We start from the raw sequence: 14,877 nt of genomic DNA, 5'->3' as shown, positions 1-14,877 counted from the left end.
GGTACTCCAGCGCCTTTACGGGAGCGCTGGAGTACCGGGCGATCAACTCTTGACGGGAGCCGGATTGAATCCGGTCAGCAGACCGTGACCGGCATCGACCGGAATCACGGCGCCGGTGACCACCGAAGCGAGGCCGGAATTGAGGTACAGAGCCGTGTCGGCGATGACCTGAGGATCGAGTGCCGCGGTCTTCCCGAGTGCGTTGAAGTGATAGGCGCCTTCGTCGAGATGGGCCCGATTGCCCCCGGGGCCACCGGCGAACAGGTCGTAGGCCGATTGGTTGTCGATCATCGGCGTATCGATGACCCCCGGGCAGATGGCGTTGCACCGAATGCCGTGCGGTGCCAGCTCGAGGGCGATGTTCTTCATCAGCCCGATCACCCCGTGCTTGGCGGCGACGTAGTGAGCGTAGTTCAGTCCCGGTTCGAGTCCGTTGGCCGAGGATATGATCACGATCGAACCGGTCCCGCGCTCGATCATGTGCGGTGTGACCGCTTTCGCCGATCGCCAGACCCCGCTGAGGTTCACGCCGATCATCTGTTCCCAGTCGTCGTCGGTGAGCTCCCAGAACGGCTTACGCGTCCAGATCCCGGCGTTCGCGATGAGGATGTCGATCTTGCCGAATGCGTTGACGCCCTGGGCAACCGCCCGGTCCAGCGCCGCCTGGTCTCGAATGTCGGCTTCGACGGTGAGGGCTCGACGGCCGCATTTCTCGACGAGTTCGGCTGTTTCGGCGAGTTCGTCGGCGGTGCCCATCGGGTAGGGCACGGTGGACAGCTGACCGGCGAGATCGACCGTGATCACGTCCGCGCCTTCGCGCGCACAGGTCACGGCGTGGGCGCGCCCTTGTCCTCGGGCCGCGCCGGTGACGAGCGCGACTTTGCCGTCGAGAAGTCCCATGGTGGATGTCCTTCGATGAGAAGAGAGTGGTGAGCGATCGAATTGCGGTGCGTGGCAGGCTAATTCCCGTGCAGAATCACGCCGCGGATGATCTTTCCGGCCTTCAGGTCGGCGTAACCCTGGTTGATCTGATCCAGTCGGTAGTGGCGGGTGGCCAATTCGTCGAGCTTCAGATGCCCGCTGTCGTAGAGGCGCAGAAGTTTGACGATGTCGTGGTGCGGGTTGAGAGTTCCGAACATGGAGCCCTTGATCGTCTTCTCCCACTTGGTCATCACCGCGCCGGAGACGTGGACGGTGCGGTCTTCGGGAGCGCCGAGTCCGGTGATCACGACGGTCCCGCCCTTGCCGACGATGTCGAAGGCATCGCCGACAACCTTCTCGTCGACCACCCCGACGGTGACGAGTGCTTGGTCGGCGCCCTGTCCCCAGGTCAATTCGTGGACACGTGCCGCGGCCTCCTCGGCGCTCGCGAAAGCGTGTGTGGCACCGAGCTTCAGCGCGGTCTCGCGCTTGAATTCCACGGGGTCGACGGCGACCACGAACTTCGCTCCGGCGAAGGCGGCGCCCTGGATGGCGTTGATACCGATCCCGCCGATTCCGTAGACGACGACCGTGTCGCCGACATGCACGGCGCCGGCCTCGGTCGCCGTGCCCCAGCCGGTCGGCACTCCGCAGCCCACCAGGACGGCGACCTCCAGCGGAATCCACGGATCGATCTTGATCATCGAGCGTTCCATGACCGTGGCCCGTTCGGAGAAGGTCCCCAGCATGCAGAGGCTGCCGTAGTCACGGCCCTGCGCGTCGTGATAGCGGAAGCGGCCGTCGGGGAAGGTGCCGTTCATCGTGTCCGCGGCCATATCGCACAGGCTCGACCGGCCTGTCGCACAATAGCGGCAGGCGCCGCAGGTCGGTACGAAGCTGCCGACGACGTGGTCGCCCGGCTGTAGTCGGGTCACGCCCGGTCCGACGGATTCGACGATGCCCGCCCCTTCGTGACCGAGGACGATCGGGGTGCGACCGCCGAGCACGCCGTCGATGAAGTGGTAGTCGGAATGGCAGAGGCCCGAGGCGACGAACTTGACGTGAACCTCGCCGAAACCGGGTTCGTCGACCTCCAATTCGCGCAACTCGAGTTCGGTGCTGCCCTCGTCGATGACGGCTGCCAGTGTTTTCACGCCGGCACCGTCTCGGTAGTGCCGCGAAGCGTTGCGGCGCTGGTGATTTCCGAGCCCGCGGCACGCAGTTCGGACCAATCCGAAGGATCGTGGCTGATCCAGACCGTGGTTCCGGGTTGCGTGGCAAGCAGTTTGATTTTCTGCAGCGAATTGTTCTTGTTCGGCCGGTCCACGTCGAACGGCATGCCGATGGTCAGGTCGACGCTGTCGCGTTTGTGTGCCGCGTCGCTGGTGAGCACGAGTGTGCTCTCGTCGGGCATGCGCAATTTCAAGCCCAGCGTGCCGGGCGTATGCCCGTGCAGCGACAGCAGAGTGACGCTACCGTCGCCGAAGAGGTCGTGGTCGTATCCTGCCGGCACCTCGTTCCACGCGATCTTCTGCGCCGCCGCGATGTCCTCCTCCCGGAAGAAGGCCGCATCGAGGTTCGACGGCGTCTTCGCGTAGCGCAGCTCACCCGCGCCGATGAAACCCTGCGCTTGCGGGAAGAGATCCAGTCCTCCGGTGTGGTCGAAGTGCATGTGCGACAACACGACCCGACGAACATCGCGGGTCGTGTAGCCGATGGCTTCGATCTGCCGATCGAGCCGGTACTGCTCGGGGAAATCGATCCGGAATGCTGAGGCCATCTCGCCGTACGCGGCGGCGGGGTCTCCGGCGCCGGCGGTGGCCAGGCCGGAGTCGAAGATCATCAATCCCTCGTCGTGTTCGATGAGGAATGTCGGCGACGGGATGGTCTCCTGCACGCCGCCCGTGCCTAGCAGCAAGATGCCGCAGTCCACGGTGAGTTCCGGTGCGTCCAGCGCCCACACCCGGCGGACGGTTTTTGTTGCTGCCATGGAGACTCCAATGTCGTGCCTGGTCGAGATGCCGATGTGCTGCGGCTGAGCAGATTCAGCATTAAATATTATTTGTAAGCATGAGTCGCGTGGGTCGGGTCGATGAGGTTGTGGTCGTGCCCTGGCGATCCCATCGATCGGGAGGTCGGATCACCCGAGCGAGCCAGGCCGCGAGAGTCGCGGGCTTCTGTCGTTGTGAACGCCTGGGCGAGTTGTGCCGCGGATCACATGCCGCGCGAAATATTATCGTCTGTCGAATTGAGATTCAAGAGATGAGTAGATATTGGCCTTCACCTGCGCTGATGCCGCCTCTGCGGCGCTGGTCGTACGGTCCTGGGCGCTGCCGCAGTCCTGCATGGAGGAGTGGTACATCGCTGAGAGCGAGCCGGAGTAGGAATCGCCGCGATGTACCACCCGTCGCGCTGACCGCCGGATCAGACCATCGCGGAGACGCGGTCCGCGTCGGTGATCGCTACCGTACGAGAATCGGGGCGAGCGGCCGGCCGGACCGGCAGGCTGGTCAAGCCGTGAATCAGCAGGCTCTTTCGCCAGGACAGGTCACTGAATTTCCCGTCGAGCGACATATCCGGGAACGTGGCCAGCAGCCTCGAGATCGCGGTCGTGGCCTCCATGCGGGCCAGGGGGGCACCGAGACAGTGATGGATGCCGTGCCCGAAGGCGATGTGCCGGTTCCCGGGTCGTTCGAGGTCGATGCGGTCCGGCTCGGGGAACCGGGCGGGGTCGCGGTTGGCGGCGGCGAGCGAGACCAGGATGAATTCGTCCGCATCGATGTCTCGATCGCCCAACGTGATCGGAGCGGCGGTGTACCGGGCCGTCGCAAGGTGCAACGAGCCCTGGCAGCGCAGGATCTCCTCGACGTAAGCGGGTATCGCCTCGGGGTCCGCGCGCAACCGCTCGGCGATCGCGGGTTCACGGAGTAGCTCGAGTACCGCGTTGCCGATCAGATTGACGGTGGTCTCATGCCCCGCTATCAGCAGCAGGAGCAGCATGGCGATGAGTTCCTGCTGGTCCAGCCGGTCCTCGTGGTCTTTCGCGACGATCAGGTGGGAGAGCAGGTCGTCGCGAGGGTCGTCGGTGCGTTCGGCGATCAACTTCGTCAGGTAGGTGAAGTATTCGACCCCGGCGGCGGCGCGTTCCTCGTTCGTGGCCGTGTCGCTGACGACCACGGCGGTCCACGAACGGAAGTCTGCCTTGTCGTCGTCGGGCACCCCGAGCAGCTCGCAGATCACCGCGATCGGCAGCCGGAACGCGTAGCTGTCGATGAGGTCGACAGTCGTTCGCGCGCCGATGTCGTCGAGCAGGGTGTCGGCGATCGAGGTGATTCTCGGTTGCAGGTCGCGGATGGCGGGGCCCGCGAACGCTTTCGCCACGAGGCGGCGCAGACGCGTGTGCTGTGGCGGATCGGCGAACAGCATGTTGTCACCGATGGCGGTGTTGAACATCTCGGCCGCACCGTTTTTGGCCAGCACGGCCTGTCCCTCGGGTGACCCGATGCGCTTGCTGATGCTCGGCTCCGCCAAGGCTTGCTTGGCCACGTCGTGATCGACGATCAACCAGCCGACCACACCGTCCAATCGGATTCGATGGAGGGGGCCGCGCTCGCGCAGCGCCCGGTAGGTCGCATGCGGATCCTGGTAGAAGTCGTCGGTCAGTTCGAGGATTTCCATCTCGGTTGTCACCGGCCACCGCCGGCCGGCGAATCGATAGCCGAGCTTGAACATAGGTAATGCACTGTCTCTCAGTCCTTTCGGCGAACGTTCTGACTTGCGCCCGATGCGGTCCGGAACGAGTAAGTCGGCCAGGCTTGCATCGGTGAGAGGTCGAGCAGTGTCGATCGGGTGAAACAGGGATTGGTGAAACAGGGAGACCCCACGGCAGATTAGCCATGGCTACCATCCAGTAAACCCATGCGTGCCGAGTGGCTGTGTGTGAATGTCGCACGGGCGCTGGGAATTATCGGCGAACGCTTCCTTGCCGCAAGCTTCGATGAACGCGATGTCGCGCTTTCGTCACAACCGGAGCGGCCCGAAGACCGGCCCAGCGAGTCGCGCTAGTCGGGATCGGCGACGAACATCCTGATCAGAGTCCGGGACACCTGATCTGCGAACTCGTCGACACCGAGATCGCTGCCGGGATCGAACCATTCGTCGATGAGGGCCAGGCCGCCCAGTGCCAGATTCAACGTGACGTGCAAACGATCGGCAGGAATGGCCTGCGGGGCGGTGACGAGTTCGTCGACCACCCCCCGGAAGATCGCTGTCTGCTCGCGGCGCAGCTCGTCGCGCCGCTGCTCGAGCGCCTCGATCGGCAGTTGGACCTTGAGAAACAGGGGAATGAACTCAGGGTATTCGCGAAGAGTGATCACGGCCTCCTCGCGGAACATCAGGCGCAGCCGATGCAGCGGTGTCCCCTCGGACTCGGCGAGGACGCGCAATCGGGGAAACACCTCGGCGGCCGCGTGCTCCATGCAACGCAGGAAGAGCTCTTCCTTCGAGGCGAAGTAGTAGTAGAGGCTGGAGCCGCGCATATCGAGTTCGGCGCCGATGGCTTCGAAATTGGTGGACTCGTAGCCGAATTCGGCGAACAGGCGTGCCGCGGTGTGTTCGATCAGCCGGACGCGACCGGCGCGTTTGCGCATGGCGCGGGTCTCGGGCCGACCGTTGCCCCCAGCGCCGGCGTGGGGCGAATCGGTCCCGGCGTGCGGCGCGCTCATCATCAACCTCCCTGCCGACAGTGCTGCGGAGCTCGAGGAAGTCCCGACACGTCGGTGATTCTAACGAACCGCCGCGTCCGCTCTCCGTGACCGGTTCGCGGGCCGAAGGGCGATGGCCGCTCGATGGTCCCCGGTGGCGCGATCGGCAATCACCTCTTGTCCATGATTTGATACTATATATAATCTAGTCGTCTGTAGAAGTTCTGGGCATGGAGAGATTTCGTGGCCCGGGTTCGGATCGCCGGCCATCGCCGTCGGCAGAAGGTGGATCAGTGGACATCTCCGGAGTGGACATCCCGCATGCCGACCAGGTGCTGATAGGTGGCGCGCTGCGACCGGCCACGGGTGACAGCCACACCGTGGTCGCCCCGGCGACGGCCGAGCCGGTCGCGGAGGTCCGCCACTCGTCGGTGGCGGACGCGATCGCGGCGGTCGATGCCGCGGACTCCGCGCGCGAGGTATGGGGGCGTACTCCGCTCGCCGAACGGATCGCCACGACGGCGCGCTGGTTCGAACTCGTGGACGCACGTGCCGCCGAACTGGACGTGGTATGGGCGGTCGAGGCGGGGATGCCGTTACGACACGGCCGCGCGCTGCACCGTTTCGGCACCACCGCGGCATGGCGTTCGGCGCTCGACGGCGCGGAAGCCGTGTTGTGCGAACGACGCGCCCGGTCCGACCTCGGCGAGGTGCTGCTGTGCCGCGAACCCGTCGGCGTGGTGGTGGCGATCCTGCCCTATAACGGGCCGCTCGTCACGATCGCCTCCAAAGTCGTTCCCGCCCTGCTCGCGGGGTGTCCCGTGGTCATCAAGGCCGCGCCCGAGTCGCAACTGACCATGGCGCTGGTCGCCGATTGCGCACTGCGTGCCGGATTTCCGGCTGGCGTGGTCGATATCGTCTGCGGCACAGCCGAAGTCGGCAAGGCACTGACCCGCGACCCGCGGGTGGATCTGGTGTCACTCACCGGCGGGCACACCGCCGCCCAGGACGTGCTGGCCGCGACTCACGGCCGCTACGCCAGAACTCAGCTCGAACTCGGTGGCAAATCACCCGCGGTGATCCTCGACGATGCGCCGTTGGACCGAGTCTTGCGTGCGCTGATCCCCGGCGCCACGAACGGCGCGGGCCAGGTCTGCGCGCTGCTGTCGCGAATCCTCGTCTCCGAACGCAGGCACGACGAAGTGGTCGAACGGCTCCGACCTGGATGGGACCGGCTGACCATCGGTGATCCGCTCGACCCGAAGACCCATATCGGTCCGCTGATCAACGAAGCCGCGCTGCGCCGCACCGAGGACTTCGTCGCCAAGGCTGCGGCCGAGGGCGCACAGCTGGTGACGGGCGGCACGCGGCCCGCGCACCTGGACGCCGGATGGTTCCACGAGCCGACCCTGTTCACCGGTGTGGCAGAGGACTCCGACCTGGTTCAGCGCGAAGTCTTCGGACCGGTCACCGCGGTGCAGGTCTATCGCGACCTCGACGACGCCATACGCCTGGCCAATGCCACCGCATTCGGTCTGTCCGGCGCGGTATTCACCGCCGACACCGCGCTCGGAATCGAAGTGGCGCACCGGATCCGCTCGGGTGCAGTGGCGGTCAACTCCTTCGGTCCCGCCATGAACGCACCGTTCGGAGGTGTCGGGGCCTCGGGCTGGGGCCGCGAATCGGGGCCGGAGGGGATTCTCGGGTTCACCGAACTCAAGCAGATTCTCGTCGGGGCGTGACCCCTTGGACGGAAACAACAGTGCCGCCACCGCAAGCCCCGCGAAAGGACCGTTGACCGGTCTCAAGATCATCGAACTCGCCGGGCTCGGACCGGGGCCCTGGTGCGCAATGCTGCTCAGCGACCTCGGCGCCGAGGTCCTGCGCATCGACCGGCCCAGCGCCGTGGGCTCGCTGCGCACCGATCTGGGTGCGCGCAACGGCCGTCAGCCCGCATTCGTCAACGACCGCGGGCGACGCTCGATCGCCATCGATCTGAAACACCCCGACGGCGTGGAAACCGTTCTGCGGCTGGTCGAACAGGCCGACGCACTCCTGGAAGGACACCGCCCCGGCGTCATGGAACGCCTCGGCGTGGGGCCCGACGCGTGCTTCGCTCGCAACCCGCGGCTGGTTTACGGCCGGGCGACCGGGTGGGGGCAGGACGGACCACTCAGCCAGACCGCCGGGCACGACCTGAACTACTTGTCGCTGTCCGGGTTGCTCGCCGCGATGGGACCGGCCTCCGGCGCCCCCGCGATCCCGTTGAATCTGCTCGGCGACTACGCCGGCGGCGGGCTGATGCTCGCGATGGGCATGCTCTCCGCACTGTGGGAAGCGCGCGGCAGTGGCCGCGGCCAAGTGGTCGACGCTGCGATGGTCGACGGTATCGCGCTGCTCGGCGGCGTGTTCTACGGCCAGCGCCAGTCGGGCATGCACAGTCTCGAACGCGGGACGAACATGCTCGACGGCGGCGCACCGTTCTACAGCGTGTACGAAACCGCCGACGGTGGCTGGATGGCGGTGGGCGCGATCGAGCCCGCCTTCTTCACCGAGCTGCTCGACGTCCTCGGGCTGGAACCGGAACTCGTCGACGCCCAATGGGATCGCGCGCGGTGGCCGCGGTTGCGTGCCCGGCTCGCCGCGGTGTTCCGGACCCGATCCCGTGCGGAGTGGGAAGCATCCTTCGCCGGGCGAGACGCCTGCACGACACCGGTTCTCGACCTCGACGAGGCCCTGAAGCACGACCACGCGCTGGCCCGGCACAGCTTCATCCCGGTCGACGGTGTCCTGCAGCCCGCCCCCGCGCCTCGTTTCAGCCGCACACCCGGTGCCGTGCAGGGGCCTGCGGTGCCCGCGGGAACGAACACCACGCGCGCACTGATCGATTGGGGATTCGACCCGCGTGAGGTCGATGCCCTCCGAGCCGCCGGAGCGGTCGTCTAGCAGACAAGGAATACCACGAATGAGTCACTGCCGCCTCACTCACCGGAGCATCTCATGGGTTTGAGCCTGAACTACATCACCGATGCGATCGCCTCGCAGATGCCGGCCGTCGATCCGAGCCGGCCCGCTGTCGCGCTCGGCGGCGAGCCCGCCCTGAGCTGGCTCGAGCTCCGCGCCGCCGAACTGCGCTACGCACGGGCACTGCAACGGGCCGGAGTGCGCAAAGGCGACCGCGTCGGCCTGCTCCTGCGCAACTGCACCGACTATGTCGCGCTGTATTTGGCCATCGGACGGGTCGGCGCCATCGCGGTGCGCCTCAATTGGCGGCTCACCGCACCGGAATTGCAGTTCGCGCTCAGCGATTCCGATCCGGGCGTCCTCGTGCTCGATGCCGAGTTCTCACCCGTGGTGGCCGCGATCCGCGACGACATCGCGGTGGGTACGTATGTTGTGCGCGGCGATGCCTGCGCGCTGGACGGCGCCACTGCGCTGTCGGTGTTCGCCGCAGAGGAGTCGGATGCGACGGGTTTCCCGGTGGTCCATGCCGAAGACCCTGTGTCACTGATGTATTCGTCGGGAACCACCGGCCGGCCCAAAGGTGCGTTGTTCTCACACGGCAATGCCCTGTGGATCGGGTCGATCCAGGCGCAACGCTGGCGGATCGACAGCAGTTCCGTGTGCCAGACCAGCGGCCCGCTGTTTCATGCGGGCGGCTTCGAGGTCCTGCTGCTGCCGGCCCTCACCTCCCACGGCACCGCGATCACCTTCCCCTCGGGCAACTTCGCCCTGGAGAATTTCCTCGATGTCGCGGCCCGGCACGGCACCACCGACGCACTGCTCTATCCGTTCATGTTGTTCGACCTGCTGCGCAGCGACGACGACATCATCGACCGGGTGCCGAAGACGTTGCGGCGCATCGTCACCGGCGGCGACATCGTGATGCCGTGGGTCTACGACGAGCTCGACAACCGTCTGCCCGGGGTCGAGCTGGTGCAGTCCTACAGTCTCACCGAAGGCGGCGCGGTCAGCACCAGCCTGGAATTCGACCGGGCCCGCGGCCACGAGAGCAGCATCGGCACCCCTCAGGCCATGACCGAGATCAAGGTGATCCGGCCGGACGGCTCCTACACCGACGTCGATGAGGTCGGCGAGATCTGTGTGCGCAGCGGCGGGGTGAGCGTCGGCTACTGGAACCGTCCCGATGCCGACCGCATCACCTTCGTCGATGGTTGGTGCCACTCCGGTGATCTTGGGAGCATCGACGCCGAAGGGTTTCTCACCATCGCCGGGCGCGCCAAGGACATGTATCGCAGTGGCGGCGAGAACGTCTATCCGGCCGAGGTCGAGATGGTGCTGACCGGACACGACGATGTCGCCGACGCCGCAGTCATCGGTGTGCCGGACGAGCGATACGTGGAGGTCGGTGCGGCGTTGATCGTGGCTACCGAAGGCCGCACGGTCGACATCGAGGCGTTACGGGTCTGGCTGTGCGAACGGCTCGCCAAATACAAAGTGCCCAAACACTTTCACCTCGTCCGCGAACTGCCTCGCAACGCCAACGGCAAGGTCCTCAAGAACGTTCTGCGCGCCGAGTACGAGCAGATCACGACAACGGAGACGAAGATATGACACGAGCAGCCCTGTTCGAACAGCCCGGCGCGCCCCTGCGGCTCGCCGAGATCGACATCGCGCCGCCGGGGCCGGGGGAGGTCGTCGTCGATGTCAAGGCGACCGGCGTCTGCCACTCCGACGTCGGTGTCTTCTCCGGGAAACTCCCCGCCCCGCTGCCTTTGGTTCTGGGTCACGAGGGTGCCGGTGTCGTCACCGAACTCGGGCAGGGTGTCGACGATCTCGCGGTCGGTGACCACGTGGTGCTGTCCTGGCTGGCCAGCTGTGGCACCTGCTACTACTGCCAACGGGCCGAACAGCACCTGTGCGGACGCCCGCGCACCATGCTCGGTGCCCACACCCTGCCCGACGGCAGCACGCGGATGAGCCTGGACGGCGCACCCGTGCGGCAGTTCTGCGGGCTCGGCACGTTCTCGCAGCGCACGGTCGTGCCGGCGGGAGCAGCGATCCGGATCTCCGACCAGGTGCCGATCGCCTCGGCCGCTCTGCTCGGGTGTGGCGTGCTCACCGGATTCGGCGCCGCGGTCGAGACCGGCGGGGTCCGGGTCGGTGACGCGGTCGCCGTGATCGGTTGCGGCGGTGTGGGTCTCAACGCTGTGCAGGGCGCGCGGATCGCCGGCGCCACCACCATCATCGCCATCGATATGCACGCCGACCGACTCACACTGGCCACCGAGCTCGGTGCGACACATACCTTGACGGCGGGCCCCGACGTGGTCAAGAAGGTACAGCAGCTCACCGGCCGACGCGGCGCCGATGTCGTCATCGAGGTGGCCGGTCGGCAGGAGACCGTCAACCAGGCCGTCGCGATGGCCCGGCGCGGTGGCACCGCGGTCCTCGTCGGTGCGGGGCCAGGCGTCGGTGTGGACGAGGTCTTCAACAACGTCGTCATGTCAGGCAAGACCGTCAAGGGCTGCCTGTACGGCTCGGCGTACGTCAAGCGCGATATCCCACAGTTGGTCGAGCTCTACCAGCGCGGTGCGCTGCTGCTCGACCAATTGGTCACCGAGACTTTCGATTTCGGTGATACCGGCAAGGCCGTCGACTATTGTGCGGGCGAGAACGGCGCTCGGGCGGTGGTCATCTCCTGAATCGATGGGGTCGAGGCTTCGACGCACGAAGCCTCGACCCCGCTTTTCACCGATCCAGATAGGTGATGACCGACTTCGTTTCGAGGTACTCCTCGACCGCGTCCGGCCCGTTCTCCCGGCCCCAGCCCGACTGCTTGAATCCGCCGACCGGCATCTGCACACCGCCCGCGCGGTGCACATTGACCCCGATGCGGCCGGCGCGCAGTCTGCGGGCGATTCGATGTGCATGGGCGACGTCGCGGGTCCAGACGCTGCCGGCAAGGCCGTATTCGGTGTCGTTGGCGGCGGCGACGGCCTCATCGATATCTGTGAACGGCATGGCGCCGATGACGGGTCCGAAGATCTCCTCGCGGACCATTGTCATCTGCGGGGTGACGTCGGCGACGACCGTCGGCTCGAAGTAGAATCCCTTGTTGCCCAATCGTTTACCGCCGCTGACGACCCGTGCGCCTTCGGAGATCCCGCTGTCGACATAGCCGGTGACCCGTTCGAGCTGGCGCCGGGAGATGAGCGGTCCGAGGTCGGCGTCGGGATCGGTGCCGTACCCGATCTTCAGCGCTCGCCCGGCCTCCGCGACGCCCCGTACGACATCCTCGTACACAGCCTCGTGCACGAACAGCCGGGTACCGGAACTGCAGATCTGCCCGGAATTCCAGAACACGCCCAGCGCGATCCCTTGAACGGCCGTGTCCAAGTCGGCATCCGGGAGCACGATCACCGGGGACTTACCCCCCAGTTCGAGTGAGACCTTCTTCAGGTTGCCGATCGAGGCTTGAACGATTTTGTGTCCCACCAGCGTCGAACCGGTGAAACTGATCTTGTCGACCAGCGGGTGCTCGGCCAGCCCCGCTCCCGCCTCGCCGAAGCCGGTCACGATGTTGACCACGCCGTCGGGTACACCGGCCTCGAGCAGAAGGCGCCCGAGCGCCAGTGCGGTGAGCGGAGCCAGCTCCGATGGTTTGAGCACACAGGTACATCCGGCCGCGAGCGCGGGCGCGATCTTCATCGACATCGCGATCAGCGGCCCGTTCCACGGGACGATCATGCCGACGACGCCGATGGGCTCCTTGTAGGTCGACCCCTGGAAACGGCGATCGGCGGGACCGATATCGACTGTGCGGCCGTGGATCTTGTCCGCCCAGCCCGCCTGGTACCGGAATTGCGCGATGGCCTCGATGACCATCAGCCGGGCCTGCGTCACCGGCAGCCCGACATCCAGGCTCTCCAACCGCGCCAGCTCGTCGATCCGCGCCTCCATCAGCTCGGCCACCCGCCACAACACGATTCCGCGCTGCGTGGACGACAGTCCCAGCCAGCGTTCGGTGTCGAAGGCGTGGCGCGCCGCGCGGACCGCCGAGTCCACATCGGCAGCGCCTGCCTCGGCCACCTGGGTGATGATCTCTTCCGTACCCGGATCGACCACGTCGAACGTCCTGCCGGATGCTGCGGGCACCCACGCGCCGTCGATCAGCAGCTCTCCCCGCCTGCTCGCGGTGCCGAGCGCGACCGCCGTCGCCTCCGCCGTCGTGGTGGTCATAGAACAACTCCAACTTCGATTGTGATGGCGGCAATCAGCCGCGGACGTTCTCTGTGAAGATCGGGCTGAGGGAGACGAAACCGGAGAACTCCATACGTCGGATCCGCCATCCGTCACCCGTGCGGGCGAACTCGAAATCGTAACCACCGGAAAGTAATTGGTGAATGCCGTCGGAGGTCAGCCGGTAGTAGGTGACGTCGGTCTCGGCCGTCGCTGTGTCACCGTCGATCTCGATCACCGGATTGGTGATGTGATGATGGCACTGCGGCACCTGCTCCCACACGGTGCGCACCAGTTCCCGCACCCCTTCGATACCCTTGCCTTCACCGCGCGGAAGACTGTAGACCGCGTCGTCCGCCCAGATATTCATGAAGGTTTCTTCATCGTGTCTGTCGATGCCGTGACAGTACTTCGACATCAACATCTTGATCTCTTCGATGTCGATGACCCACTGGATCTTGTCTTCGAGGCTGCGCTCGCTCATTTCACTCCTGGGAGTGGGACCGATGACGTCGGGCGTCGCATCGACCTGGGGTGTGTGCGACGCCGGACTCCCGAGACTAATGTCGTCGGCCTGTGGCGGATGTCTGAATTTTGGACACAATGGTGCCGACTCCCGCGGTTACGGGGCGTCGGCACGCCTGGGCAGGCCGGCGGCGATTGCCTGCGCCGCCGGTCTGCCCCGCGACTCAGTTGATCGGCTCCGGGAGCTCCGCACCTCCCCGGATCTGCTCTGGGCTCGCAGAACCCGATACGGGCTTCGTTCGGCCGATCAGCGAGACTACGGTGGCGGCGACGAAGGCGGGTAGGGCGAAGGCATAGAAGTTCCACTCGACGCCGAGAGCGGAGCCGGCGATCCACCCGCCGATCAACGGGCCGAGAATCGCGCCGGCCCGGGCCAAGCCCATCGCCGCTCCCACCGCCGAACCGCGGCACGACGCCGGAAAGTGCACGGCTACATAGCCATACGTGAGCGTTGACGTCCCGACCGTTCCCAATCCCGCGCCCGCCACCGCGAGCATCAGGTAACCGACGTCGAGCGGTCGGCTCAGCGCGAGCAACGAGACCCCGCCGACCAGGAAAGACGCGACGATCACGCGTTTGGAGCCGAAACGATCGGCGAGCAGCGAGCCGCCGAGGGTTCCGACCACTGCGCCGAGCTGCAGGACGAGCAGGAACTGCAGCGATGAGCCGAGGGGATATCCGGCTTTGCGCATGAGCTGCGGCAGCCAGGTATTCAGGCCGTACACGATCAGTTGCGAACAGAAGCAGGTGATCACGAACAGCGCTGCCGCGATGACATACGGCCTCGTCAGCAGTAGTCGATAGCCACGCCCGCCCGCGCCGTCGGCCGCCGCCGCCTCGGCAGGCTCGACGGTGTGCTCTCGGCAGGCCGAATCGAAGTCCAAACCGTATCGGGATGCGACGCGGCGAGCGTCATCCGTTCGGCCTCGCAGGATGAGGTAGTTCACCGACTCCGGTAGGTAGAAGTACATGACCGGAAGGATCAGCAGATACAGCGCGGCCAGCCCGTAGAGCAGTCGCCAGCTGTGGTCGGGGAGCAGGGCGAGTGCGGCAAGTGCTGCGATGATGCCGCCCAGTGAATAGCCGGTCAAGGTGAGACCGTTGTAGAGCTGACGCCGAGTCTTCGGCGCGTACTCCACAGTCAGGGCGACCGCGGACGGCACCACACCGCCGAGACCGATGCCCGTCACGAACCGGGCGGCCCCGAGGAATTCGGGGGACTGGGCGAGGGCGCAGATCGCGGAGCCGATCGAGAACCACAGGATCCCGATCATCATGACCTTGCGGCGGCCGATCCGGTCCGTCATCGGGCCCGCCAGCAGGAAACCCACCATCAGACCGGCCAGCGTCCAGCTGCCGATCGCTCCGGCTGTCGCGGCGGTCATATGCCACTGCGGTTCGGCGAGCAAATTCGGCACCGTGGCGCCGTAGACGATCAGATCGTAACCATCGGCGACGATCGTCAAGAAACACAATGCGACCACGAACAATCCGCTGCGTGTGCGCGGAGCGGTGAGCTCCATAT

General features: G+C 66.0%; 12 protein-coding genes. 4 read left to right on the top strand and 8 right to left on the bottom strand.

Translation table 11 applies throughout. From position 1 onward, the window contains the following. Positions 1-42: 42 nt before the first annotated feature. From AC5592_RS04275 to AC5592_RS04255, 5 genes are all read right to left on the bottom strand, one after another. Positions 43-900 carry a mycofactocin-coupled SDR family oxidoreductase gene (locus AC5592_RS04275; protein ID WP_063063474.1) on the bottom strand — a complete coding sequence of 286 codons (858 nt, stop codon included), beginning with the start codon at positions 898-900 and terminating at the stop codon, positions 43-45. 59 nt (positions 901-959) lie between these two features. Continuing rightward, the gene (locus AC5592_RS04270) at positions 960-2,075 is read right to left on the bottom strand and encodes an NDMA-dependent alcohol dehydrogenase (protein ID WP_063063473.1); all 1,116 of its coding nucleotides are present in this window, start codon (positions 2,073-2,075) and stop codon (positions 960-962) included. After that, positions 2,072-2,911 (bottom strand): N-acyl homoserine lactonase family protein, encoded by an 840-nt coding sequence (locus AC5592_RS04265; RefSeq protein WP_063063472.1) that lies wholly within the window; start codon positions 2,909-2,911, stop codon positions 2,072-2,074. Before AC5592_RS04265 ends, AC5592_RS04270 begins: the two co-directional genes overlap by 4 nt. A gap of 434 nt (positions 2,912-3,345) precedes the next feature. Further along, on the bottom strand, positions 3,346-4,611 hold the full coding sequence (locus AC5592_RS04260; RefSeq protein ID WP_198163750.1) for a cytochrome P450 family protein: 1,266 nt from the start codon (positions 4,609-4,611) through the stop codon (positions 3,346-3,348). Between the two features lie 371 nt (positions 4,612-4,982). Continuing rightward, entirely contained in the window at positions 4,983-5,645 is a 663-nt protein-coding gene (locus tag AC5592_RS04255) for a TetR/AcrR family transcriptional regulator (protein ID WP_198163749.1), read from the bottom strand. 272 nt (positions 5,646-5,917) lie between these two features. On the opposite strand from AC5592_RS04255, the gene AC5592_RS04250 reads away from it, so the two are divergent. Genes AC5592_RS04250 through AC5592_RS04235 form a run of 4 tightly spaced genes read left to right on the top strand, consistent with a single transcriptional unit; the run spans position 5,918 to position 11,290 of the window. Continuing rightward, the gene (locus AC5592_RS04250) at positions 5,918-7,366 is read left to right on the top strand and encodes an aldehyde dehydrogenase family protein (RefSeq protein ID WP_063063469.1); all 1,449 of its coding nucleotides are present in this window, start codon (positions 5,918-5,920) and stop codon (positions 7,364-7,366) included. A gap of 52 nt (positions 7,367-7,418) precedes the next feature. Further along, positions 7,419-8,570, top strand: coding sequence for a CaiB/BaiF CoA transferase family protein (locus tag AC5592_RS04245; protein WP_232329187.1), 1,152 nt, complete (start codon positions 7,419-7,421; stop codon positions 8,568-8,570). Positions 8,571-8,624: 54 nt separating this feature from the next. Further along, positions 8,625-10,199 carry a class I adenylate-forming enzyme family protein gene (locus tag AC5592_RS04240; protein WP_063063467.1) on the top strand — a complete coding sequence of 525 codons (1,575 nt, stop codon included), beginning with the start codon at positions 8,625-8,627 and terminating at the stop codon, positions 10,197-10,199. After that, positions 10,196-11,290, top strand: coding sequence for a Zn-dependent alcohol dehydrogenase (locus AC5592_RS04235; protein ID WP_063063466.1), 1,095 nt, complete (start codon positions 10,196-10,198; stop codon positions 11,288-11,290). The genes AC5592_RS04240 and AC5592_RS04235 overlap by 4 nt, the downstream gene beginning before the upstream one ends. Positions 11,291-11,336: 46 nt before the next feature. Here the strand turns inward: AC5592_RS04235 and AC5592_RS04230 are convergent, their stop codons facing one another. The 3 genes from AC5592_RS04230 to AC5592_RS04220 form a co-directional block, all read right to left on the bottom strand. Beyond that, positions 11,337-12,827, bottom strand: coding sequence for an aldehyde dehydrogenase family protein (locus AC5592_RS04230; protein ID WP_063063465.1), 1,491 nt, complete (start codon positions 12,825-12,827; stop codon positions 11,337-11,339). 34 nt (positions 12,828-12,861) lie between these two features. Then, positions 12,862-13,311, bottom strand: coding sequence for a nuclear transport factor 2 family protein (locus AC5592_RS04225; RefSeq protein ID WP_063063464.1), 450 nt, complete (start codon positions 13,309-13,311; stop codon positions 12,862-12,864). Between the two features lie 205 nt (positions 13,312-13,516). Beyond that, positions 13,517-14,875, bottom strand: a complete 1,359-nt coding sequence (locus AC5592_RS04220; protein WP_063063463.1) for an MFS transporter — start codon at positions 14,873-14,875, stop codon at positions 13,517-13,519. Positions 14,876-14,877 lie beyond the last annotated feature (2 nt).

Origin of the sequence: Nocardia violaceofusca NBRC 14427 (genome assembly GCF_963869435.1) — a bacterium.
Lineage (GTDB): Bacteria > Actinomycetota > Actinomycetes > Mycobacteriales > Mycobacteriaceae > Nocardia > Nocardia aobensis.
Note: the sequence above shows the minus strand (reverse complement) of the source record. Positions and strands in the feature narration are given on the sequence as shown.